Annotated in this window: 19 protein-coding genes and 2 pseudogenes; 11 read left to right on the forward strand and 10 right to left on the reverse strand. The window is 69.9% G+C overall.

The genetic code is table 11. From position 1 onward, the window contains the following. Positions 1-31: 31 nt before the first annotated feature. A complete protein-coding gene (locus KRH_RS08255) occupies positions 32-1,408 on the reverse strand; it encodes an acetyl-CoA C-acetyltransferase (RefSeq protein WP_012398744.1) in 1,377 nt (458 codons plus the stop codon). A 72-nt stretch (positions 1,409-1,480) separates the two neighbouring features. Here KRH_RS08255 and KRH_RS08260 point away from each other — a divergent pair, with 72 nt between their 5' ends. After that, complete coding sequence (locus tag KRH_RS08260; protein ID WP_226905860.1) at positions 1,481-2,197, forward strand: TetR/AcrR family transcriptional regulator; 717 nt, start codon at positions 1,481-1,483, stop codon at positions 2,195-2,197. Next, a complete protein-coding gene (locus KRH_RS08265) occupies positions 2,197-4,311 on the forward strand; it encodes an acyl-CoA dehydrogenase (protein WP_012398746.1) in 2,115 nt (704 codons plus the stop codon). Before KRH_RS08260 ends, KRH_RS08265 begins: the two co-directional genes overlap by 1 nt. A 97-nt stretch (positions 4,312-4,408) precedes the next feature. On the opposite strand, the gene KRH_RS08270 is transcribed toward KRH_RS08265, so the two are convergent. From KRH_RS08270 to KRH_RS08285, 4 genes are read right to left on the reverse strand one after another with little or no spacing between them, the layout of a single operon-like run. Then, complete coding sequence (locus tag KRH_RS08270) at positions 4,409-5,326, reverse strand: PP2C family protein-serine/threonine phosphatase (protein ID WP_012398747.1); 918 nt, start codon at positions 5,324-5,326, stop codon at positions 4,409-4,411. After that, a complete protein-coding gene (locus KRH_RS08275; protein ID WP_012398748.1) occupies positions 5,323-6,483 on the reverse strand; it encodes an adenylate/guanylate cyclase domain-containing protein in 1,161 nt (386 codons plus the stop codon). The genes KRH_RS08270 and KRH_RS08275 overlap by 4 nt, the downstream gene beginning before the upstream one ends. Further along, a complete protein-coding gene (locus KRH_RS08280; protein WP_012398749.1) occupies positions 6,476-7,084 on the reverse strand; it encodes a hypothetical protein in 609 nt (202 codons plus the stop codon). Before KRH_RS08280 ends, KRH_RS08275 begins: the two co-directional genes overlap by 8 nt. Further along, positions 7,081-8,133, reverse strand: a complete 1,053-nt coding sequence (locus KRH_RS08285; RefSeq protein WP_012398750.1) for a biotin--[acetyl-CoA-carboxylase] ligase — start codon at positions 8,131-8,133, stop codon at positions 7,081-7,083. The genes KRH_RS08280 and KRH_RS08285 overlap by 4 nt, the downstream gene beginning before the upstream one ends. 151 nt (positions 8,134-8,284) lie before the next feature. Between KRH_RS08285 and KRH_RS08290 the strand changes: the two genes are divergently transcribed. The 8 genes from KRH_RS08290 to KRH_RS08325 all read left to right on the forward strand — a co-directional run bounded on the left by KRH_RS08290 (position 8,285) and on the right by KRH_RS08325 (position 17,409). Further along, positions 8,285-8,566, forward strand: a complete 282-nt coding sequence (locus tag KRH_RS08290) for a YciI family protein (RefSeq protein ID WP_012398751.1) — start codon at positions 8,285-8,287, stop codon at positions 8,564-8,566. Positions 8,567-8,701: 135 nt separating this feature from the next. After that, a complete protein-coding gene (locus tag KRH_RS08295; protein WP_012398752.1) occupies positions 8,702-10,285 on the forward strand; it encodes an acyl-CoA carboxylase subunit beta in 1,584 nt (527 codons plus the stop codon). After that, the gene (locus KRH_RS08300) at positions 10,282-10,632 is read left to right on the forward strand and encodes an acyl-CoA carboxylase subunit epsilon (RefSeq protein WP_012398753.1); all 351 of its coding nucleotides are present in this window, start codon (positions 10,282-10,284) and stop codon (positions 10,630-10,632) included. The genes KRH_RS08295 and KRH_RS08300 overlap by 4 nt, the downstream gene beginning before the upstream one ends. A 64-nt stretch (positions 10,633-10,696) precedes the next feature. After that, positions 10,697-11,824 (forward strand): MauE/DoxX family redox-associated membrane protein, encoded by a 1,128-nt coding sequence (locus KRH_RS08305; RefSeq protein ID WP_012398754.1) that lies wholly within the window; start codon positions 10,697-10,699, stop codon positions 11,822-11,824. Positions 11,825-11,941: 117 nt separating this feature from the next. After that, positions 11,942-13,678 (forward strand): DUF885 domain-containing protein, encoded by a 1,737-nt coding sequence (locus KRH_RS08310; RefSeq protein ID WP_012398755.1) that lies wholly within the window; start codon positions 11,942-11,944, stop codon positions 13,676-13,678. Positions 13,679-13,792: 114 nt separating this feature from the next. Then, positions 13,793-15,226 (forward strand): dicarboxylate/amino acid:cation symporter, encoded by a 1,434-nt coding sequence (locus tag KRH_RS08315; protein ID WP_068470630.1) that lies wholly within the window; start codon positions 13,793-13,795, stop codon positions 15,224-15,226. 161 nt (positions 15,227-15,387) lie between these two features. Then, a complete protein-coding gene (locus KRH_RS08320) occupies positions 15,388-16,911 on the forward strand; it encodes an acetaldehyde dehydrogenase ExaC (RefSeq protein ID WP_012398757.1) in 1,524 nt (507 codons plus the stop codon). A 27-nt stretch (positions 16,912-16,938) separates the two neighbouring features. Further along, positions 16,939-17,409, forward strand: coding sequence for a DUF779 domain-containing protein (locus tag KRH_RS08325; protein WP_081431612.1), 471 nt, complete (start codon positions 16,939-16,941; stop codon positions 17,407-17,409). Here the strand turns inward: KRH_RS08325 and KRH_RS12095 are convergent. From KRH_RS12095 to KRH_RS12305, 5 genes and pseudogenes are all read right to left on the reverse strand, one after another. Next, positions 17,403-18,200, reverse strand: a pseudogene (locus KRH_RS12095) (IS481 family transposase); the annotation flags it as partial. The gene KRH_RS08325 and the pseudogene KRH_RS12095 overlap by 7 nt on opposite strands. Before the next feature lie 174 nt (positions 18,201-18,374). After that, positions 18,375-19,121, reverse strand: coding sequence for a nuclear transport factor 2 family protein (locus tag KRH_RS12300; protein WP_012398760.1), 747 nt, complete (start codon positions 19,119-19,121; stop codon positions 18,375-18,377). Between the two features lie 759 nt (positions 19,122-19,880). After that, entirely contained in the window at positions 19,881-20,744 is an 864-nt protein-coding gene (locus tag KRH_RS08345; RefSeq protein WP_012398762.1) for an SDR family oxidoreductase, read from the reverse strand. A gap of 101 nt (positions 20,745-20,845) precedes the next feature. After that, positions 20,846-21,572, reverse strand: a pseudogene (locus KRH_RS12105) (integrase core domain-containing protein); the annotation flags it as partial. A gap of 139 nt (positions 21,573-21,711) precedes the next feature. Then, positions 21,712-22,386 carry a hypothetical protein gene (locus KRH_RS12305; RefSeq protein WP_126341208.1) on the reverse strand — a complete coding sequence of 225 codons (675 nt, stop codon included), beginning with the start codon at positions 22,384-22,386 and terminating at the stop codon, positions 21,712-21,714. Between the two features lie 156 nt (positions 22,387-22,542). On the opposite strand from KRH_RS12305, the gene KRH_RS08355 reads away from it, so the two are divergent. After that, complete coding sequence (locus KRH_RS08355) at positions 22,543-23,181, forward strand: Maf family protein (protein WP_012398765.1); 639 nt, start codon at positions 22,543-22,545, stop codon at positions 23,179-23,181. The last annotated feature ends 52 nt before the right edge of the window (positions 23,182-23,233 follow it).

Raw genomic sequence — 23,233 nt, forward strand, 5'->3', positions numbered from 1 at the left:
CTCGTGGTGTCGCGGTTGCCGTGGCGGGTGCTCAGACCGAGCGCAGCAGCATGGCCACGCCCTGGCCACCCGCGGCGCACACCGAGATCAGCGCGGTCTGGGGCTTGCCCTCGGCCTTGGCGCGGGCCGCGAGCTCCTTGGCCGTGGAGGCCACGATGCGCCCGCCGGTGGCGGCGAACGGGTGGCCGGTGGCCAGCGAGGAGCCGTTGACGTTGAGCTTGGAGCGGTCGATCGAGCCCAGCGGGGCGTCCAGACCCAGGCGCTCCTTGCAGAACTCCGGGGACTCCCACGCCTTCATGATGGACAGCACCGTGGAGGCGAACGCCTCGTGGATCTCCACGAGGTCCAGGTCCTGCAGGGTGAGGCCCTGGCGGGCCAGCAGGCGCGGCACGGCGTAGGCGGGAGCCATGAGCAGGCCCTCCTTGCCGGTCACGAAGTCCACGGCGGCGGCCTCGGAGTCCACGACCTCGGCGAGCGGGGTGAGGCTGTGCTCGGCGGCCCACTGCTCGGTGGCGATCAGCACGGCGGAGGCGCCGTCCGTGAGCGGGGTGGAGTTGCCGGCGGTCATGGTGGCCTCGCCCGCGAGCTTCTTCCCGAACACCGGGTTCAGGTTGCCCAGCTTCTCCACGGTGGAGTCCGGGCGCATGTTGTTGTCCTTGGTCAGGCCCTTGAACGGGGTGACAAGGTCGTCGAAGAACCCGCGCTCGTACGCGGCGGCGAGGTGCTGGTGGGAGGCCGCGGCCAGCTCGTCCTGGGCCTCACGGGTGATGCCCCAGTGCTCGGTGGTCAGGGCCTGGTGCTCACCCATGGACAGGCCCGTGCGGGGCTCGCCGGAGCTGGGCACGGCGGGCGCGAGGTCCGCGGGGCGGACGTCCTTGAACGCCTGGAGCTTCTGCAGGGTGGTCTTGGCGCGCTGAAGCTTGAGCAGTGCGCGGCGCAGGCCCTCGCTCACGGCGATGGGCGCGTCCGAGGAAGAATCCACGCCGCCGGCGATGCCGGCCTCGATCTGGCCCAGGCGGATCTTGTTGGAGATCGAGCTGACGGTCTCCATGCCCGTGGCGCACGCCATCTGGACGTCGTAGGCCGGGGTGGCCGAGTCCAGGGCGGAGCCCAGCACGGACTCGCGGGTCAGGTTGAAGTCGCGGGAGTGCTTGATCACGGCACCGGCGGCCACGGCGCCCAGACGCTCACCGGCGATCCCGGTGCGGGCCACGAGACCGTCGATCGCGGCGGTGAGCATGTCCTGGTTGGACGCGTTGGCGTACGGGCCGCCTGCGCGGGAGAAGGGGATGCGGTTGCCCGCGACCACCACGGCGCGGGTGCCCGTGGCGGGTGCGGCGTGCTTGCCCGCGGCGGCGGTCTTGGCGCCGGTGCCCGGCTGCTTCGCGTTCTGCGTGTTCTCGGTCATGTCTGCTCCTTGTGAGGGGATTCGTGCGATGTGGATCACTTGAAACCCAGAGTAGCTGATACTCTCGGTATCGTGAAACAGGTCACGACCCCCGTGGACGGCAGGAACAGCCGCTGGCAGCGACACCGCGCCAGGCGGCGCACCGAGCTGATCACGGCCGCCCGCGATGCGGTGGCCGCGAACGGCGCTGCCATCTCCATGGAGGAGATCGCCACGGCGTGCGGCACGTCCAAGTCCGTGTTCTACCGGTACTTCAAGGACAAGTCCGGCGTGCAGGCCGCCGTGGGCGAGTACTTCGTGACCCGCATGCGACGCCGCATGGTGGCCGCCGTCAGCGAGGCGGACACCTTCGCGGCCATGATCCACGCACTCGTCTCCGAGTACCTCAAGTCCGTGGCGGGCTCCGCCGAGGTCTACCGCTTCGTGGTGACCGCCCCGGACGAGCAGGGATCCACCATCGAGCGCTTCATCGACTCGGTGCGGGACCTGCTCATGGAGCAGTACGTGCGCCACTACGGCGAGGCGGCCACCGGGGACGGTGTCCTGCAGAGCTGGGCCGCCGCCACCGTGGGCATGGTCCGCGGCGCCGGGGAATCCTGGCTCTCCCAGGGCGACGCCCCCGGCGCACCGGACCGCCACACCATGAGTCGCATCATCACCACGTGGGCCGTGGAAGGTCTGCGCCCCGTGGCGTCCACGTCCGCGGCGGTCTCCGCCGCGGCGTCCCCTTCCAGCAACGCCCCCATCCAGGACGGCCCGTCCGTCCGCGAGACCCCACAGGAGTCATGATGAGCACCACCACGGTCAGCGGAACCATTCCCGACACCGACCGCATCGAGGACCTCCCCGAGGACGGCGCCACCGCCCCCTCGACCATCGACACCGCGGAACTGGGTAGGATCCTGCTGGGCCGCTGGCCCGAGGCCCGCCTGGCCGCCCGCAAACGCGCCGAGGACCCCCGCTTCCAGTCCCAGTACGACCAGTCCTTCGCGGACCAGCGCAACGTCACGTTCGAGCAGCTCAAGCTGCTCGCGGACGCCGGTCCCCAGTACCTGGGGATGCCCGAGAGCGTGGGCGGGGCCATGAGCCCCGGCGCCAACCTCTCCGCGTTCGAGGAGCTCGTGCTCGCGGACCCGTCCCTGCAGATCAAGTCCGGTGTGCAGTGGGGCCTGTTCGGCTCCGCCGTGCTGAACCTCGGCACCGAGGAGCACCACAAGAAGTGGCTGCCCTCCATCCTGGACCTCAGCATGCCCGGCGCGTTCGCCATGACGGAGATCGGCCACGGCTCGGACGTCGCCTCGATCGGCACCACCGCCACGTACATCCCGGAGACGGACGAGTTCGAGATCCACACGCCGTTCAAGGCCGCGTGGAAGGACTACCTCGGCAACGCCGCGGTGCACGGCCGCGCGGCCACCGTGTTCGCGCAGCTGATCGTGGACGGCATGAACCACGGCGTGCACTGCCTCTACGTGCCCCTGCGGGACGAGAACGGCGAGTTCCTGCCGGGCGTGGGCGGCGAGGACGACGGCCGCAAAGGCGGGCTCAACGGCATCGACAACGGCCGCCTGCACTTCGACCACGTGCGCGTGCCCCGCACCAACCTGCTCAACAAGTACGGGGACGTGGACGAGAACGGCGTCTACTCCTCCCCCATCCCGTCCCCGGGCCGGCGCTTCTTCACCATGATCGGCACGCTGGTCCAGGGCCGTGTGTCCCTCGACGGCGCCGCGACGATCGCGAACCAGGCGGCCCTGAGCATCGCGGTGCGCTACGCCGAGCAGCGGCGGCAGTTCACCACGGACTCGGACATCCAGGAGCAGACGCTGCTGGACTACCAGCGCCACCAGCGCCGGCTGATCCCGCGCATCGCGGAGACCTACGCGATGACCTTCGCGCACCAGCAGCTGCTCGACAAGTTCCACGAGGTGTTCTCCGGCGAGGACGAGTCCGACGGCAACCGTCAGGAGCTCGAGACCCTGGCCGCGGCGTTCAAGCCGATGTCCACGTGGAGCGCCCTGGACACGCTGCAGGAGTGCCGCGAGGCGTGCGGCGGCGCGGGCTTCATGGCCAAGAACCGCTTCGTGCAGCTGCGCGCGGACCTGGACGTGTACGTCACCTTCGAGGGCGACAACACCATCCTGCTCCAGCTCGTGGCCAAGCGGCTGCTCAACGACTACTCCGCGGAGTTCAAGAACGCGGATGTGGGGGTCATGGCCCGCTACGTGGCGGACCGCGCCACCGAAGCCGGCTTCAACCGCTCCGGGTTGCGCAAGCTGACCCAGGCGTTCTCGGACACCGGGGACTCCCGCAAGTCCGTCAACGCCCTGCGCGATCCCGCGGCCCAGCGCGCGCTGCTCACCGACCGGGTGCAGACCATGATCGGTGACATCGCGGACGAGCTGCGGGCCGTGTCCCGCAAGTCCCGCACCGAGCAGGCCAAGGCGTTCAACGACAACCAGAACCGGCTGCTCGAGGCCGCCCGCTCCCACGCCCAGCTGCTGCAGTGGGAGGCGTTCACCGCCGGTCTGGAGAAGGTCGAGGACCCGGACACCAAGCGTGTGCTCACGTGGCTGCGGGACCTCTTCGGCCTGCACCTGATCGAGCAGGACCTCGCGTGGTACCTCTCCTACGGTCGGCTCTCGATGCGCCGCGGCCGCGCCCTGGAGTCCTACATCAACCGCCTCATCGCGCGCCTGCGCCCCTACTCCCTGGAGCTGGTGGACGCGTTCGGGCTCTCGCCCGAGCTGCTGCGCGCCGAGATCGGCGGCACGGTGGAGGCCGAGCGCCAGGAGGAGGCCGCGGACTACTACCGCCGGCTGCGCGCGAGCGGCAAGGCCCCCGTCAAGGAGCCCAAGCCCGCCAAGGACCCGGGCGCCCAGACCCGCGGCCACCACGGCTGAGCGGCCCACCGGCGCGCGCCGTCCCTGAAACGGGGGCGGCGCACGCCGGGCACCGCGCACCGCGCGGGCGCGGTCAGCGGGCGGTCGGAGGGCGGGCTCAGCGCACGCGCGGGATGGAACTCGTGTTCGCGCGGGGGTCGTCTGCGGTGAGCACGTCCGCGACCACGAGGGTCACGTTGTCCCGCCCGCCCGTGCGCAGCGCGGCCTGGACCAGGACGTCCGCGGCCTCCTTGGGGTGCTGCACCGAGTGCAGCACGCGGGCGATGTGCGCTGGGGAGAGCTCCCCCGTGAGGCCGTCCGAGCACATGAGCAGCCGCTGGCCCGGGACGGCGGGGAGCACCACGACGTCCGGCTCCCAGATCTGGCCCGTGCCCAGGGCGCGGGTGATCACGTTGCGCCGCGGGTGCACGAGCGCCTGGGCGGGGGTGAGCTGGCCGATCGACACCAGGTACTGCACCTCGGAGTGGTCCACGGTGAGCTGGTTGACGCCCACGGGCCCGGTCTGCTCCGTGACCGGCTGCCCCACGCCCGGCCCGGTGAGCTGGTAGGTGCGGGAGTCCCCCACGTTGAACACGAGCCACAGCCAGACGCCCTCGATCTGCACGAGCCACGCCCCCGTGACCGTGGTCCCCGCGCGGGTCCCGCACTCGGCCTGGATGGCGTGGTCCGCCTCCCACAGCACGGAGCGCACCCGGCGCACGGCCTCGATCACCTCGTGGGGGATCTCCGGGTCCAGCTTGAGCTGCCGGTCGATGGTCGCGCGGAACCGGGCGACGTCCGAGCTCGGCTCGGGCTCCACGATCCGGTAGTCACGGAAGTCCTCGAGGGTGAACAGCTCCGAGGCGCCCAGGGTGGACACGCACAGCGCGCTGGCCACCTCCCCGGCCTCGTGCCCGCCCATGCCGTCCGCCACCGCGCACATGGTGTCGGTGACGATCAGGGCGTCCTCGTTGGTCTCGCGACGCAGCCCGCGGTCGGTGACGCCGCCCGATCGGATGGTCAGGGGAACGGTCATTCGACCTCGTCTTCCAGTAGGGGCCCGGAGCCCTGGGAGATGGCCACGGGGCGGACGTCCCCGAAGCCCCGCACGTTGCGGGTGGGCTGCGGGTCGAGCACGAAGCGCTCGTCCCCGCGCAGCACGCGGGCGGTGGACTCGTCCACCACCACGCCGCCCGGCTCCGTGAGTGCCACGAGCCGGGACGCGAGGTTCACGGTGGGACCGTAGAGGTCCCCGAGGCGCGGCAGCACACGGCCCCACACGAAGGCAACGCGCGCCTGCGGCAGCAGCGGGTCCTCCTTGATGATCCGCGCGAGGGCGAGCGAGATCTGCGCTCCGCCCTCGGGGGTCTCGGACAGGAACATGACCTCGTCCCCGATGGTCTTGATCACGCGGCCCCCACCGATCGAGATGACCTCCGCGCAGCGCTTCTCGAAGCGCTGCACCAGGTTGGCCAGGGTGCGCTCGTTCATCTGCCGGGACAGGGACGTGTAGGACACGAGGTCCGCGAAGCCGACCCCGCGCGCGAGGGGCAGGGCCGCGCCGCCGACGTCCGGAGCGGCGTCGTGCAGGATCACCGTGGAGCCGTCCGGGCGCTCGCCGCGCATGGCCAGGCGCTGGACGGCCGCCGAGAGCTGGCGCCGCCACGCGTAGTCCAGCAGCTGCTGCAGGGGGCCCAGCAGCTCGGGCAGCAGGGTGAGCAGCTCGCGGCGGGCACGGGCGTCGGTCATGTCCCGGTGGGCGACCATGTCCTCCACGAGGGCCTCGATCTGCCACACCACCATGCGGTCGGTCAGCTGCGCCACGGAGCGCGCGAGGGACAGCGCCGCCTCCTCACTGAGGGCACCGTTCTGGACCATGTCGGAGACCACGCGCAGGGCGCGGACGTCCTCGCCCGTGAAGTAGACGTCGTCGTCGGTGAGGTTCGGGAAGCCCAGGGCGCGCCAGATCTTGCGGGCCGAGGCCGTGGAGAGCCCCGCCTCCTTCGCGGCCTCGCGGCGCCGCAGGTGGCGCTGGGAGCCCAGCAGCAGGGAGTCGAGGTGGCGCACGGCCGCCTTGGACTCCTCGGAGCCGTACAGGTTGGACTGCACGGGGTTGTTGAGGTTGAGGTTGAGCTGCTCGGTCTGGGGGCCCGTCACGAACTGGTCCGAGTGTTCCGAGGTGTCGTCAGCCACGCGGTCCTCCTTGCTGGGCGGTGTGCGGGCCGGGGTGAACCGGCCCCGGTGCGGTGCCTTCCCCACTGTAGTTCCCCGCGCTGCCTGCACCGCCGCGCACGAGCCGGGCGAAGTGGGCGGGCTGGGGGCAGCCCGTGAGCTTGAGTCCGCCCAGGATCCCGAAATCCGCGAGCACGGTGCCGCGGTCCAGTTCCTCCCGGGTAGAACCCTCCTCGGTGGCGCCGCGGGTGACCCGCACGGACTGGAGGGCGGTCAGGGGCAGGGCCACGGCGCCGTCGTGGGCCGGTGGTCCCACGAGCGCCAGCCGGGACGTGGTCAGCACGAAGCGCGTGCGGGTCCAGCGCCACGCGGGTGCCAGGGTGAAGCGCCACGCCGCGAGCAGCGCGGCGAGCACCAGCAGCCACCCCACGAACGCGTGCAGCCCCGTCCACGGCGCGTCCGTGGGCCGCCATGTGAGGTCCAGGAGGCGGCGCAGGGCCGAGTAGGCGAACACGATCAGCCACGCGGCGAGCGCCGGGCCCACCAGGGCGAGGGGGTGCGGGCGGGTGGCCACCACGGTCTGCTCCCCCGGTTCCAGGGCGAGGCCGTGCCGGGGGCTCATGCCCGCGGCTCCGGGCGCGCGCCGGGCGAGGGCGGCTCGGGAACGGGGGCGGGCGGCGTCGTGAGCGGACCGGTGGTCGGGGCCGACGGGTCGGTGGCCAGAGCCGACGGGTGCGCGGCCGGGGGCACGGCGGGGCCGCTCTCGGACCCGGTGCGGTGGGTGTCCTCGGGCGTCCGGGCGGAATGACCGGCCGCGGCGGGCCGCACGTGCACCACCTCCCCCGCGGAGTACTCGTGCTCGCGTCCGTCCCGTGCGCGCACGACCAGCTGGCCCGAGGTGCCGAGTCCCGTGGCGGTGGCGAGCAGCGGCGCGGACGCGCCGGGCAGCTGCAGGCTCACCTCGCGGCCGAGCGTGTCCACGCGCGCCTCGAGGTCGCGGCGGAGGGGGCCGCCCGGTCCGAGCTGGCGCGCCGGGTCCTCGGAGGCCCTCTCGAGCGTCTCGGCGAAGCGCGCGAGCACCGCGGTGAGCAGCGCGGGGCGGGTGGGAGCGGCGTCGGCCTCCAGCGCGAGGGAGGTGGCCGTGGGCACGGGCAGCTCGCGCTGGGTCACGTTCAGGCCCGCGCCCACCACCACCGTGGGGGCGGTGCCGGCGGCGGGCGCCACCATGGTGGCCAGCACGCCGCACAGCTTGCGCTCGCGAACCAGGACGTCGTTGGGCCACTTCAGCACGGCGGGCACTCCGGTGAGGTCCCGCACCGCCCCGGTCACCGCGTACGCCATGAGCAGGGTGAGCCACGGGACGAGCTGCGGCTCCCACGCACGCCCCGTGCGGTCCACGGGAGTGCACGCCACGGAGAAGGTGACGGCCGCGCCGGGCGGGGTGACCCACTGCCGGTCCAGCCGACCTCTGCCCCGGGACTGGAAGCCGGTGACGACCGCCGCGAGGCCCTCCCCGCGCCCGCCCCGGTCCGCGATGCTCTGCGCGAGCCACGTGTTGGTGGAGTCCACACTGTCCAGCACCGTGACCTCCCGGTACCCGTGGCCGCGCAGGGCGTCCTCGAGCGGCGCCTCGCGGTAGTCGGCGGCGGGGCTGTGCCCGGTGGCTTCCATGACTCGTGCTCCTCACATGACGGCAGTGCGCCGTGGCCTGGGTGTGACCTCCAGCTTAGGTGCAGCCCCGGGCCGTCCACCGCGTCCGCGGCCGGGCATATGCTGGGACGCGTCCGCACCCAGCCCCGATGCACCCGTGGGAGGCCCCGACATGAGCGTCTTCGCCCTGCACTACACCTACGGCGGCCCGCCCGAGCTGCTCGCCGAGCACCGCCCCGCCCACCGCGCGTTCCTGCGCGAGCTGCACGAGCGCGGCGTCAACCTGGCCTCGGGCCCGCTGGGGGACGACGCCGCCCTGGTCGTCCTCGAGGCCGCGGACGCCGCGGAGGTGGAACGACTCATCCAGGACGATCCCCTCGTGGTCCACGGCGTGGTCACCGAGCACACGGTGCGCGAGTGGTCCGTGACCATCGGGGCCGTGGGCGGCGCCTGAGACCGCGCACCGCGGGCGGGCGATGTTGTGGAACTCCTACAAAAGCCCGCCCCGGACCGGCCACTACACTGGGTGCGATCCGAGGGGCCCGCGGCACGCCCTGTTCCTGTGCCGGCCACGACCACGCGAGGTGTCATGAGCCACGACCTGTCCACCACAGCAGGCAAGATCGCCGACTTCCGGCAGCGCCGCGAGCAGGCCGCCGCGCCGGCAGGACAGGGCGCCGTGGAGAAGCAGCACTCCCGCGGCAAGAACACCGCGCGCGAGCGCATCGAGATGCTGCTGGACCCGGACTCCTTCGTGGAGTTCGACGCCCTGGCCGTGCACCACAGCACCATGTTCGGCATGGAGAAGAAGAAGCTGCCCGGTGACGGCGTGGTCAGCGGCTACGGCACCGTGGACGGGCGCCTGGTGGCCGTGTACTCCCAGGACTTCGGGGTCTTCGGCGGCTCCCTGTCCCAGGTCAACGGCGAGAAGATCGTCAAGGTGCAGAAGTTCGCGCTGCGCAACGGCTGCCCCGTGATCGGCATCAATGACGGCGGCGGCGCCCGCATCCAGGAGGGTGTGGCCTCCCTGGCGATGTTCGCCGACATCTTCCGCATGAACGTGCGCGCCTCCGGTGTGATCCCGCAGATCTCGCTGATCATGGGCCCGTGCGCGGGCGGTGCGGCGTACTCTCCCGCCCTGACCGACTTCGTGGTGATGGTGGACAAGACCTCCCACATGTTCATCACCGGCCCGGACGTGATCAAGACCGTCACGGGCGAGAGCGTGGACATGGAGACCCTGGGCGGTGCCCGCTCGCACAACGAGCGCACCGGCACGGCCGCGTACCTGGCCTCCGACGAGCAGGACGCCTTCGACTTCGTGCACGAGCTGCTGGAGTACCTGCCCGGCAACAACCTGCAGGACTCCCCCGTGCTGGACCACGACCAGGTGGACGAGGTCACGGACGAGGACCTCGCCCTGGACGAGCTGATCCCGGACTCCGCGAACCAGCCCTACGACATGCGCACCGTGATCGAGACGGTCGTGGACGACGGCCAGTTCATGCAGATCCAGGAGCTCTACGCCCCCAACGTGATGGTGGGCTACGCGCGGGTGGAGGGCCACACCGTGGGGATCGTGGCCAACCAGCCCATGCAGTTCGCCGGCACCCTGGACATCGCCGCGTCCGAGAAGGCCGCACGCTTCGTGCGCCACTGCGACGCCTTCAACATCCCGATCCTCACGTTCGTGGACGTCCCCGGGTTCCTGCCCGGCACGGACCAGGAGTTCAACGGCATCATCCGCCGCGGCGCCAAGCTGCTCTACGCGTACGCGGAGGCCACGGTCCCGCTGGTCACGCTCATCACCCGCAAGGCTTACGGCGGCGCGTACATCGTGATGGGCTCCAAGAAGCTCGGGGCGGACATCAACCTCGCGTGGCCCACCGCCCAGATCGGGGTCATGGGCTCCCAGGGCGCGGTGGAGATCCTCTACCGCCGGGACCTCAAGGCCGCCCAGGACAACGGCGAGGACGACGCCGCCCTGCGCGCCGAGCTGGCCCGCCAGTTCGAGGAGGACCTCCTCAACCCGTACCAGGCCGCCGAGCTCGGCTACGTGGACGCCGTGATCTGCCCCTCCGAGACCCGCGAGCAGATCGTCAAGGCCCTGCGCGGACTGGCGGACAAGCGCGCCTCGCAGCCCGCCAAGAAGCACGGGAACATCCCGCTGTGACGCCCACGCAGGCCGCGGGCTCGCCCCGGGACGACGCCCGCTCAACGCCGCACGGTGCGCCGACCGCGAATCACGGCGCGTCGGTCAGCGACCCCCGCACGGCGGCGGTCGCCGCCCTGCCGGAGACCGCGGCCGCCCAGGAACCCCTGTTCACGGTGACCCGCGGCAACCCGGGGCCGGAGGAGCTGGCCGCGCTCACCGCGGTGCTCACCGCCCTGCCCGCGCCCCAGGAGGAACGCCCGGCACGTCCCACTCGGGCACCCCGCCCGCAGTCGCGCCGGCTCCGGCTCGGCCTGCGCCTGCGCCCCGGGCGCGGGGCATGGCGGTGGACGCAGCCGGAGCGCTAATCCGCGGCGGGTCCGTGACGCCCGCTGGTAGGAGGCTTCGGCCACCCGAGGGGATAATGTTCCGGTGCCTGCCATCGCCACCTCCGCCCTCGTCAGCCTCGCCGCCGTCCTGCTCCTGAGCGGTGCCGCGAAACTCCTGGCCCCGAGCACCGGGCGGACCATCCTCGACACGGCACCCCTGCCCGGTGCGCTGCGCGCCCCCTGGGTCCAGCGCGCGCTGCCGTGGTGCGAGGTGCTGCTCGCCGCCGCGCTGTGCGTGAGCGCCGGGCCGCTGCTGACCGTGGCCGCGGGCCTCACCACCGTACTGTTCGCCGCCTTCACCGTGGTGGTGCACCGCGGCACCAGGGCCCCGGACCCGGCCTCGTGCGGGTGCTTCGGTGAGCTCTCCCGCGCGGCGGTCTCACGTCGCACGGTGGTGCGCAACGTGGCGTTCACCCTCACAGCCGCACTCGCCCTGGTGCTCACCCTCACCAGGTTCCACGGCCCGGCGCTCGAACTCCCGTGGTGGGGTGCGGTGGCCGTAGGCATCCCCCTGGTCCTTGTGCTGCTGACCCTGTGGAGCGAGGGCTCCCGGCGTGCCCCCGACGCGGCGCACGACGTCGCGGACGTCCCCCCGCTGCCCCCGCAGCTGCGAGCGCACGACGACGCCGCGGCGTCGTCCGACGCGCGGCAGGCCGATGGACCCGCCGACGGACCCGGGGACCGGCCCGGCGCGGAACCCGACGAGCGTGCGGCAGGTGCGCCGGGCGGCGTCGAGTCCGGGACGGAGGACGCCACGGAGGACTACGAACGGCTCCCCATCCCCTACGCCACGCTGACGGACGCCGACGGGCGCACCGTGACCCTGCGCGACCTCGCCGCCTCCCGGGCACGGGCGCTGTTCGGGGTGAGCTCCACGTGCGGGTGGTGCGCCCCCGTGGTCGAGCGGCTCGCGGCGGCGGGCGGTGCGATCGGCCCGGTGGCGGTGCACACCGTCGTGACCGGTGAGGACGAGCGCGCGCCGCTGTCCGGGAACCTCCCCGCGGGCGCGCTCGTGGACCGGCACGCGGAGATGGGCACGGTGTTCCAGCACCCGGGGCCCCCGTGGGCCGTGGTGCTGGGTGCGGACGGGCTGCTCGCCGGCGGACCGGTGAGCGGCAGCGGCGCGGTGCTGGAGCTGCTGGACGAGCTCGAGGAGCGCTTCGCCGGGTGATCCCGCCGAGCGGCGGGCGAGGACGCAGCCGCTCGGGGCACGGGAGGTTCGACGCGGCGCGGGCACGACGCCCCGCAATGCCCGCGCGCGGCCGCGATGTGACTAGGGTTACATCACGTGACCACATCTGAGAACGCACCCCGGACCCCGGAACCCCTCGCACCCCTGGGTTCCGCGCAGCGCACCGCCACCGCCGCGGACCGCCTCGCCGAGACCTACTTCCACGAGAGCCTTGCCCTGAACCCGAGCGAGGCCACGTTCCTGGGCTTCCCCGGGCACGAGACCGAGTACCCCGACTTCGGCCCCGCCGGCCGCGCGGCCCGGGCCGAGCTCGTCCGCAGCACGCTCGCGCGCCTCGACGAGGTCAGCCCGGAGGACGATGTGGACCGCGTGACGCTGCACGCCATGCGCAACGAGCTCGAACTGGAGCGCGACCGCCATGAGGCCGACCTGGACGTCTCCGCGGTCAACAACATCGAGTCCCCCGTGCAGGGCATCCGCCAGGTGCTCGACGCCATGCCCCGGGAGACCGAGCAGGACTGGGCGCACATCGCCGGGCGCATGGCCAACATCCCCGCCGCCCTGGAGCAGTACCGCGCGGGACTGGACGAGGCCGTGTCCCTGGACCGCCCGCCGTCGGCCCCGCAGATCGTGGAGGCGTCCCAGCAGGCCGAGCAGTACGCGTCCGACGACGGCTTCTTCGCCTCCCTCGTGGCGGATCCCGCCGCCCCGGAGTCCCTGCGGGACGAGCTGCGCACCGCGTCCGACGCCGCCCGAGCCGCCTACCGGGACATCGCCCGGATCCTGCGCGAGGACTTCGCCCCGGTGGCCCGGGAGTCGGACGCGTGCGGGATCGAGGACTACCGGCTGCACCTCGCGTCCTTCCTGGGTGCGCGCCGCGACCCCCGCGAGGTCTACGACTGGGCCGTGCAGAAGCTGCTGGAGCTGGACGCCGAGCAGCGTGACGTGGCCGACCGGATCCTGCCCGGAGCCACCGTGCAGGAGGCCATGGCCGCCCTGAACGCGGATCCGCAACGGCAGCTGCACTCCCCCGAGGAGCTGCAGGCGTGGATGCAGAAGCTCTCGGACACCGCGCTGGCCGAAATGGCCGGGACGCACTTCGAGATCACCGAGCCCATGAGCACGCTGGAGTGCTGCATCGCCCCCACGCACGACGGGATCATCTACTACACCCCGCCGAGCGCGGACTTCTCCCGACCCGGACGCATGTGGTGGTCCGTGCCGGAGGGGGTCTCCCAGCACAACACGTGGGAGGAGACCACCACCGTCTACCACGAGGGCATCCCGGGCCACCACCTGCAGTGCGCCACCGCCCTGGCCAACGCGGGCGAGCTCAACGAGTGGCGCCGCATGGGCATCTGGGTCTCCGGCCACGGTGAGGGTTGGGCGCTGTACGCCGAGCGGCTCATGGACGAGCTCGGTTTCCTGGGGGACCCCGGGGACCGCATGGGCATGCTCGACTCCCAGCGGCTGCGCACCGTGCGCGTGATCTTCGACGTGGGCTTCCACTGCGGCTTCGAGATCCCCGAGGCGCTCGGGGAGATGCTCGGCGGCGCCCGCGCCGGAGAGGTCTGGACCCCCGAGGACGGCTGGAAGTTCCTGCGCCACAACGTGGCCATGGCCGAGGGCACGCTGCGCTTCGAGTGGCTGCGCTACATGGGCTGGCCCGGGCAGGCGCCCTCCTACCGGATCGGGCTGCAGATGTGGCTCGACGCCCGCGAGCAGGCGATGGCGCGCGAGGGCCAGGACTTCGACCTCAAGCGCTTCCACAGCCGCGCGCTGCGGCTGGGCTCCGTGGGCTTGGACACACTGACCTACGCCCTCGCGCTGTGAGGCCCTGTGTTCCCGGGGATTCTCCGGGAACACAGGGTTTATTCCCTGGTCGTTGCGTAATATTTCGTCATGGGCCGGGTGCAGTTTATGATTCGCGGCCCTATTGTTTCGGGTATGAATTCCGCAGAAAGTACCCGCCGTCTCCCGCGCTGGATGACGTCCTTCGGGTGGCAGATCCTCATTGCCCTCGTGCTGGGTGTCCTCCTCGGGTCCGTGGCGGCAGCCATGGGCGGGGACGCCGAGGAGAGCCCCAACTGGCTCATGACCACCCTGGACACCATCGGTTCCAGCTACGTCACGATCCTCAAGGCCGCCGTGGTGCCGCTGGTCGTGACCGCCGTCATCTCCTCGATTGCCAACCTGCGTGACGTCTCCAACGCGGCCCGCCTCGCGTGGAAGACCCTCATGTGGTTCGCCATCACATCCCTGATCGCCGTGGTGATCGGCATGGTGCTCGGCGTCCTCGCCCAGCCCGGCGTGGGCACGGGCCAGGCGCAGCCCGGTGCGTACTCCGGCACCGAGGGCTCCTGGCTCGCGTTCCTCAAGGGCCTGATCCCCGTGAACGTCCTGGGCCTGGAGACCACCTCCAAGGTCCTGGACCCGGAGACCGTGAAGACCTCCGTGAACTTCAACATCCTGCAGATCCTGGTGGTCTCCCTGGTGGTCGGCATCGCCGCACTGAAGACCGGCAAGGCCGCCGCCCCGTTCCTCACCTTCATGCAGTCCGGCCTCGCCATCATGCAGAAGGTCGTGTGGTGGATCATCCGCCTCGCCCCCCTCGGCACCCTCGGCCTGATCGGCACCGCCGTGTTCGAGTACGGCTGGACCTCCATGGGCTCACTCGTGAAGTTCGTGCTGACCATCTACGTGGGCCTGCTGCTCGTGGCGTTCGTGGTCTACCCGGTGCTCGTGAAGCTCAACGGCCTGTCGGTAAAGCAGTTCTTCACCGGCGTGTGGCCGGCCATGCAGATGGGCTTCGTCTCCCGCTCCTCGCTGGGCACCATGCCTGTGACCCAGCACGTCAGCGAGCGCAACCTGGGCGTGCCCACGCACTACGCGTCCTTCGCCATCCCGCTTGGCGCCACCACCAAGATGGACGGTTGCGCGGCCGTGTACCCCGCCGTCGCGGCCATCTTCGTGGCACAGTTCTACGGGGTTGACCTCACGCCCATGCACTTCGTGCTGATCGCCCTGGTCTCCGTGCTCGGCTCCGCAGCGACGGCCGGGACCACAGGCGCCACCGTAATGCTGACACTGACGCTGTCCACCCTGGGCCTGCCCCTGGACGGTGTGGGCCTGCTGCTCGCCGTGGACCCGATCATCGACATGGGCCGCACTGCCCTCAACGTGACCGGCCAGGCGCTCGTGGCGGCCATCGTCTCCAAGCGCGAGGGCATCCTGGACATGGACCTCTACAACGCCCCGCGCCACGGCGACTTCGGCAACGACGACGCCGCGTCCTCGGATCCCGAGCTCGCCACCGCCTCCTCGTCGGGAGCCTCGGCCCACGCCCCCACGGGTACGTCCGACGGCCAGCGCACCGAGTAGGTTCCCCAACCCGCGACTGTCGGTACGACGACGGTGCGTCAGGGCGGTCCGGGTTCTCCCGGGCCGCCCTTCCGCGTCCCACAAAGGGGGGCGTGTACGCGGGCACCGATGATCGTTAGGATGTGGTGCACATCACTTCCGCAGACAGGACGGTCGGTTTCATGAGCGTGTACACACAGCCCGGCAATGACGGCTCGGTCGTCACCTTCAAGCCCCGCTACGAGCACTTCATCGGAGGCCAGTGGGTGGCGCCGGTCAAGGGTCAGTACTTCGAGGACGTCACCCCGGTCACGGGCCAGGCGTTCACAGAGGTCGGGCGCGGAACCGCGGAGGACATCGAGGCCGCGCTGGACGCGGCCTGGGCCGCCGCACCGTCGTGGAACGCCTCCACGCCCACGCAGCGCGCGATCATGCTCAACAGGATCGCGGACCGCATGGAGGAGAACCTCGAGGTGATCGCCGTCGCCGAGACCTGGGACAACGGCAAGCCGGTCCGCGAGACCCTCAACGCGGACATCCCCCTGGCCATCGACCACTTCCGATACTTCGCCGGTGCGATCCGCGCGCAGGAAGGGCGGCTGTCCCAGCTGGACGAGGACACCGTGGCGTACCACTTCCATGAGCCCCTCGGTGTCGTCGGCCAGATCATCCCCTGGAACTTCCCCATCCTTATGGCCGTGTGGAAGCTCGCCCCGGCGCTGGCCGCCGGCAACTGCGTGGTGCTCAAGCCCGCCGAGCAGACTCCCGCCTCGATCCTCGTGCTGATGGAGCTGATCCAGGACCTCGTCCCGGACGGCGTGGTGAACATCGTCAACGGCTTCGGCGTCGAGTGCGGCAAGCCGCTCGCGTCCAACAAGCGCATCCGCAAGATCGCGTTCACCGGTGAGACCACCACGGGCCGACTCATCATGCAGTACGCGTCCGAGAACATCATCCCGGTCACCCTGGAACTCGGGGGCAAGTCGCCCAACATCTTCTTCGAGGACGTCGCCCAGCAGAAGGACGGCTTCTACGACAAGGCCCTGGAAGGCTTCGCGTTCTTCGCTCTGAACCAGGGTGAGATCTGCACGTGCCCGTCGCGAGCGCTGATCCAGGAATCGATGTACGACCAGTTCCTCGCGGACGGGGTCGACCGCGTCTCTCGCATCACCGCCGGCAACCCGCTCGACACCGACACCATGATCGGCGCGCAGGCCTCCACGGACCAGCTCGAGAAGATCCTGTCCTACCTGGACATCGGCAAGAAGGAGGGAGCGAAGGTGCTCATCGGCGGCGAGCGCGCTGAGCTCGAGGGCGACCTCGCGGGCGGCTACTACGTGCAGCCCACCGTGTTCGAGGGCACCAACGACATGCGCATCTTCCAGGAGGAGATCTTCGGTCCGGTGCTCTCGGTAGCGAAGTTCGGCTCGTACGACGACGCTATCTCGATCGCCAACGACACCCTCTACGGTCTGGGCGCCGGTGTGTGGGCTCGTAGCGGCAACACCGCCTACCGCGCCGGCAGGGCCATCCAGTCCGGGCGCGTGTGGGTGAACCAGTACCACAGCTACCCCGCGCACTCCGCGTTCGGCGGCTACAAGTCCTCGGGCATTGGCAGGGAGAACCACCTCATGATGCTCGACCACTACCAGCAGACCAAGAACATGCTCGTGAGCTACACCGAGAACGCGCAGGGCTTCTTCTAGACCGTGACCGGAAGGCGAGGAACCGTCATGAGCACCCCTTCATCACCGGCGGACCCGTCCCCGGCGGACATCGCGGATCCCGAACACCCCGTGGTGCTCGAGGCGACCGCTGCGGTACCCGGTGAGACCGCCTCACGGGTCGGTTTCACCCGGCCCGCGGTGGCCCTGTTGCAGGAACTGTGGGAGCACCATGGACCCCTCATGTTCCACCAGTCCGGGGGATGCTGTGACGGTTCCTCGCCCATGTGCTTCCCCGCCGGTGAGTTCCGCACGGGCGCGGCCGATGTCCTGCTGGGCACTGCCCGGTTGCCGTCCCCGACCGGCGAGGATCTCGGGGGCCTGGAGTTCTGGATCTCCGCCGAGCAGTTCGAGTACTGGCGGCACACGCGGTTAGTAATCGACGCCGTTCCCGGCCGCGGTGGGGGCTTCTCCCTCGAGGCCCCCACGGGCCGGCGCTTCCTCACCCGCAGCGAACTGTGTGGGATCGAGGTGTACTGATCGGAGACGTTGGTCAATCGTGAGAAGGGTGGCTGGTTCCCGCAGGCTGTGTGGGGGGCGGTGGTAGTTGTAGTAGTGCACTCAGCCCTCGAGTTTCCCGCGGCGCTCGGCCTCGCTCGTGTAGCAGCGGGCGTAGCCTCAGCCGTCGGCCAGGGTGAGGTGAAACCGCTCGATCTTCCCGTTGGTCTGCGGCCGATACGGCCTCGTGCGCTTGTGCCGGATGCCGAGGTCGATGCAGGTGTCTCGCCATAAGTGTGAGCGGTAGGCGCCGCCGTTGTCGGACAGCACCTCTCGACGGTGACACCACGCTGGTTGAACCACTCGACGGCCCGGACGAGGACGGCAGTGGCGGTGAGGGCAATGTCGTCGTGGATCTCGGCGTGGGCGACGCGGAAGTGGTCGTCGATGACGGTGTGGACATAGGCCACGCCCATCAACGGGTCCCGCCACTTGTTGCGCGGCTTGTCTGGGGTGACGGCCCGGTCGCGGTCACCTTGTTGGCAACCGACGTAGCGCCAGCCCCCGCCGTCGGGGATGTTGCCGAGCTTCTTCACATCGACGTGGAGCATTGAACAGGGACGGCCGTGCTCGTAGCGCCGCACTGGCTCCCCGGTCGCGCGGTCCGCGTGGGAGAGCCGATACAGGTGCGCGTCGACCAGGATCCGGTGGTCTGTCGACGGGGCGGTCCCCAGCCGGTAGACCAACTGCGCAGGTCCCTCGCGCAGACGCCGCCGTAGCTGGATGCAGCGCTTCGTCGTGGTCTGTCCGGCCTTGCTCGGCGAGTGGCGCGGTGTGAGAGCGGCGTTGCCATGGGACACGTAAGGCATTTCAAATACGAAGTGGCCGGCGACCGTACGGTCGTCGGCCACTTGGTCGGTGCTGTCACGCGAATGGTCCAGCCTCGGAGGTATGCACCCACGCGTCATCTCGGCAGACTGGGGGCATTCAATGGCTGGGCGACAGGCTCACCAGGTGGGAAGTTCGCCGTGACCTGGGGTGACGCGTCGCTCCTCCTGACCGATGGGACGGTCGTTGATGCTGGCCTCGCGATGGGTCATGTAGCCCTGTGCGTCGAAACGCCACAGCTCATTGCCGTAGGAGCGCCACCACTGGCCGTCATGGTCGTGCCACTCGTACTGGAACCGCACGGCGATCTGATCCTCGGTGAACGCCCACAGGTTCTTGCGGAGTTGATAGTCGAGTTCCCGATCCCACTTGGCGGTGAGGAAGGCAATCACCTGGTCCCGACCGGTGATCGTCTGGTCACGGTTTCGCCACGCGGTATCGACGCTGTAGGCCTGGGCGACCGTCTCGGGGTCTCGAGTATTCCAGGCGTCTTCGGCGGCCTGTACCTTGCGGGCGGCGGTTTTGGCGGTGAACGGTGGGATGGGGTTACGGGTTCGGGTCATGTGATGGCTCCTTGACCTGGGATCGGATGTGTCAGTGATTTGCGGGCGTTGGCCACGGGCGGCGTGCAGCAGGCACCCGGCGACGTCGCCTCGGCGGGCGAGTGCGTTGCGGACCGCGTGGACGGCAAGTTTCGCGGTCATCCAGTTCGAGATGGAGTGTCCGACGACGCGGTTGGAGAACACATCTTTGATCGCGCAACAGTAGAGCGCGCCCTCCCTCGTCCAATGCTCCGTGATATCTCTCCGCCAGAGCCGGTCCGGCTCGTCGGCGCGGAAGACCCGCTGGTGGTGGTCTTCGAACACCGGCGGGCCCGGTGTCTTCCCCTTCCCGCGCCGGCGAACTCGGCAACGAGCGGGTATGTCAGTGTGGACAGCCGCCGAGGCGCAGATTCGCTTGCGACCAATACGCCGCAGCCCTGCTGAGCACCTCGTTGCCCTGCTCCAGGAGGCGGATCCGCTTCTTCAGCTCCCGAGCATCCCCGCGCCCGACACAGTCTGACCAGGCCGATTTCCTTCATCACAGTCGACCTGACGGAGCCAGTTCTGCATGGGTCGCTTCGCTGGTACCGAAGTCGGTAGCAATCTATTTGATGGTGACGCCGCTCTCACGATGGCAAGCGACCGCGATAACGCCCTCCCGGAACTCTCTGGGATAAGGACCGGGGATGATGACATCCTCCCCCGCCAGCGCCTCTCAACGCTAACGGTCAGTTACCACCTACTCGTTCCCCACGTCCGGTCTCGACCACCAAGATGACCTACGACGCCCAGACTCGGCTATACGTCACCAAGCGCCGAGCGGAAGGAAGGAACGACCGAGAGATCCGCCGCTGCATCAAGCACTACCTAGCCCGTCACGTCTATCGAAACCTCAACGCTACAACCCCGAGCGTGAATGGCTCTTGACCGACATAGAAGACTCTGGACACCCCTCGGCAGACGTCACCATCGGACATCAGCGTGGGGTTTGCCGGCAGGAGCGAGGCCGGCGGGTAGTTCTGGTTGTCCGGTTGAATGGTTGGACAAACAGAACTACCCACTCATGCAGGTTCTACCGAGAGGTTAGATTGCGGCGACAGCCGAACGAACAGCCTCAGCCATGGACGTGGCCGGGCGTCCGATAAGCCTGTTCAGGTCTCCAGAGTTCACCAGGAGGTCTCCGCGGGCTATTCCCAGATCAGAATCTGCGAGGATTTCCGCGCCCCCCTCGGGCACTCCGACCCTGACGAGCATTGCGGCGTATTCGCGCGGCGGCAGGTCCTGGTAGGAGATGTGCTTGCCGGCCGCGGCGCTGATCTCTGCCGCAAGCTCGGCCATGGTGAATGGCTTGTCACCGCCGAGCTCATAGATCCTGCCGGCCTGGTCGTCGGCCAGCAGCACCGCGGCGGCCGCCTGGGCATAGTCTGCGCGGGAGGCGGCGCTCACCCGACCATTGCCGGCACTGCCGACGAGGGCACCCTGAGCGAGCACGCCCGGCAATTGGTCGGTGTAGTTCTCCAGATACCAGCTGTTGCGCAACAGGACGAAAGGAACGCCGGACTGCTTCAGGAGGGTCTCGGTGGCTTGGTGCTCGACGGCCAGCTTCATCCCACTGCCGTCTGCGTTGGCGATGCTCGTGTAGGCGACCAGCTCGATACCCTCGCGCTGAGCGGCCTCGATCACGGTACGGTGCTGCTCCACCCGCTGGCCCACCTCGGAACCTGAGATCAGGAGGACTTTGCTGGCCCCCTTTATGGCCTTTCCTACGGAGGCCGCATCGGTGTAGTCCATCTTCCTTACATGGACACCGCGCTGTGCCAGATCCGCGATCTTCTCAACTGCACGCCCTGCGGCCACAATCTCCTGCGGCGGAACGTTGCGCTCCAGCAGTGTCTCCACGACCTGGCGGCCAAGCTGGCCGGTAGCTCCGGTGATAACGATGCTCATGATGTCCTTCCATGGGGTCCTTGACGGAAGGTACAACCACCCCACCTTCCGATTACTTCCGAAAGAGGGTACGCACTTCGCAGTAAGGCACTGATATGAAAGTTAGTGATTCTGCATCCGGGGGTGCGTGAGGCCGGAGGCTGGTTGGCGCAGGCGGTGTGGGGCCGATGGTAGTTGAAGTGGTTCACCCACACCCCGGTCGCCTCCCGGCGGGCCTGCCCGCTGGCGTAGGGGCGGGCGTAGAGGACCTCATCGACCAGTAACCGGTTATAGCGCTCGGCTTTGCCGTTGTGCCGTGGCGTGTAGGGGCGGATCCGTTAGTGCCTGCTGGCCAGTGCTTCCACGGTGCGGGTGAAGTCCAACGCCTGCGTAGTTGGCACCGTTGCCGGTGGCTGCTTTCTCATCCTCGAAGGCCTCGGTGCAGGCCAGCCGAGAGAACCCGTCCACGGCGCTGGGAAGGTAGGTGTACCTGCCACGCTGCTTGCGGGCGCGTTCGGAAGCCAGGGCTTGGCGGGAGTCTCGCCCGAGGGCCCACCAACCACCACCGTCGGGGATTCTCCCGAGCTTCTTCACATCCAGGTGGATCCTGTGCCCGGCCCATCCGGCACGGATACGTTGGGGTGGGCGTGGCAGGTTCTCCCCGGGCGGGGTGAGATCACGCAGTCCTGCTTCGCCCTCAGCACGGTAACGCGCCACCCAGGTGGCCACAGTGGGCCGGGAAACCCGGAACTTTGCAGCCACGTGAGCCTGGGGCACACCATCGTAAAGATGACGGTGCACCATCTGCAGGGGGCCGGTCGGGGTCAGGGGTGCATGAGCGTGGGTCATGAACGGGCTCTCTCGTACGGGTGGGTGGTGTAGGAACTTCCATCCCGCGACGAGCAGCCCGTTCCTCATCTCACCACCACACCCGTGCCAACAACCCCATCCCCCACAACAGCTAGGAACCACCTTCATCGGGCCCGCGTCACTCGTGAACGGCGGCGCTCCGCGCCTCGGATCCCTGGTGCGGGCCCCCCGTTCGCGCGCGGTCGTCCCGTCGGCAGAGGGCGGCGCGCCGGATGAGCCACCGGCTCACGAGCTGCAGGAGCAGCCCCGCGGCGAACGTCACGGCCATGAACGGGCGGTCGATGTCGAGCGGCAGAACCACGGCCGCCATGCACACCGCACCGAGCACGATGAACGAGGCACGAGCGATGCAGCGGCACTCGGTGCGCCAATAACCACGGGGCAGCCGCACGACCCGTCGGCATGTGGCAAGCGCCGCGAGCCACCCAGTTCCCAGTGGAACGGACAGTTGCGGGTACGTGAGTCCGGCGTCGCCCGGCAGGGCGATCGCCGCGCCTCGAGCCACCACCTGGTTGGCAAGGATCAGGGCCAGGGTCACGGCCAGGGCGTCCAGCAGTATCGACGTCAGGGGGCGGGACAGCCATCGCGAAGGCCGCGCCGGTGGTGTCCCGGTGGCGTTCTTAAGGCCGATGCCGTCCGAGAGCCACTGCCCGTGCGGGAGCCCGGCTCCTGTGGACGGCCCGTTCGCCAGCCCGGTCCCGTTCGAGGCGTGGGATGCTGTCGCTGGTCGGGACCCGGTGACGCCGGAGAGGGCCCGTGGGATGCGCGCACCACGACGCACAATCTCGACCATCCGGGCCACCTCCCTCTCCACGCGCGCGGCCGACGTAATAGGTTACATGCAGATGCTTGAGGTTGCCCCTATTTGTACGGTCGCGGCCTTCCCGCGAGCACACCCCTCCTCACCGGACCGACGTCGCCTCATCAGATCCGCCGTAGAGTGAGGGGCGTGCACCCCGCTCTCGTCCTGGCCTCACAATCACCGGCGCGCGCATCCCTGTTGGAGCGCGCACACATCCCGTACCGCGCCATCGTCTCCCACGTGGATGAGGACGCCCTCGTGGCCGCGGAGACCCCCGAGACCCCTCCGCAGACGGCACTGTTGCTCGCCCGCGCCAAGGCGGAGGCCGTCGCAGCGCTTCCGGAAGCGGAGGGGCGGCTCGTGCTGGGTTGCGACTCCGTGTTCGAGCTCGACGGCGCCCCCTACGGCAAGCCGTACGAGCCGGACGTCGCGATCGAGCGCATCAGCGCCATGAGCGGGCGCACTGGCACGCTGCACACGGGCCACTGGCTCGTGGACGCGCGCACGGGCGAGGCATCCGGCAACGGCCTGATCTGCTCCGCGGACGTGCACTTCGCCTCCATGACGCGCGAGGAGATCGAGGACTACGTGGCCACGGGTGAGCCCCTCCAGGTCGCGGGCTCCTTCACCTTGGACGGGCGGGGATCCCAGTTCATCGAACGGGTGGACGGGGATCCGAACGCCGTGATCGGGCTGAGCCTGTCCACCCTGCGTACCCTGCTCGCCGGGGTAGGGATCCGGGCGTCCTCGTGGTGGGGTGCCGCAGTACAGGGTGGGGCGCAATGATTTGTAGATCTTCCACAGTTACCGCACCGCGGTACCCCCGCGCTTAGGCGTT

Source organism: Kocuria rhizophila DC2201, assembly GCF_000010285.1.
Lineage (GTDB): Bacteria > Actinomycetota > Actinomycetes > Actinomycetales > Micrococcaceae > Kocuria > Kocuria rhizophila_A.

What these genes read in the sequence shown, in the direction of transcription:
- KRH_RS08280 (WP_012398749.1), bottom strand. Translation starts at nt 7,084, where the DNA reads ATGAGCCCCCGGCACGGCCTCGCCCTGGAACCGGGGGAGCAGACCGTG.
- KRH_RS08285 (WP_012398750.1), bottom strand. Translation starts at nt 8,133, where the DNA reads ATGGAAGCCACCGGGCACAGCCCCGCCGCCGACTACCGCGAGGCGCCG.
- KRH_RS08295 (WP_012398752.1), top strand. Translation starts at nt 8,702, where the DNA reads ATGAGCCACGACCTGTCCACCACAGCAGGCAAGATCGCCGACTTCCGG.
- KRH_RS08325 (WP_081431612.1), top strand. Translation starts at nt 16,939, where the DNA reads ATGAGCACCCCTTCATCACCGGCGGACCCGTCCCCGGCGGACATCGCG.
- KRH_RS08315 (WP_068470630.1), top strand. Translation starts at nt 13,793, where the DNA reads ATGAATTCCGCAGAAAGTACCCGCCGTCTCCCGCGCTGGATGACGTCC.
- KRH_RS08270 (WP_012398747.1), bottom strand. Translation starts at nt 5,326, where the DNA reads ATGACCGTTCCCCTGACCATCCGATCGGGCGGCGTCACCGACCGCGGG.
- KRH_RS08290 (WP_012398751.1), top strand. Translation starts at nt 8,285, where the DNA reads ATGAGCGTCTTCGCCCTGCACTACACCTACGGCGGCCCGCCCGAGCTG.
- KRH_RS08320 (WP_012398757.1), top strand. Translation starts at nt 15,388, where the DNA reads ATGAGCGTGTACACACAGCCCGGCAATGACGGCTCGGTCGTCACCTTC.
- KRH_RS12305 (WP_126341208.1), bottom strand. Translation starts at nt 22,386, where the DNA reads ATGGTCGAGATTGTGCGTCGTGGTGCGCGCATCCCACGGGCCCTCTCC.
- KRH_RS08255 (WP_012398744.1), bottom strand. Translation starts at nt 1,408, where the DNA reads ATGACCGAGAACACGCAGAACGCGAAGCAGCCGGGCACCGGCGCCAAG.
- KRH_RS08345 (WP_012398762.1), bottom strand. Translation starts at nt 20,744, where the DNA reads ATGAGCATCGTTATCACCGGAGCTACCGGCCAGCTTGGCCGCCAGGTC.
- KRH_RS08265 (WP_012398746.1), top strand. Translation starts at nt 2,197, where the DNA reads ATGAGCACCACCACGGTCAGCGGAACCATTCCCGACACCGACCGCATC.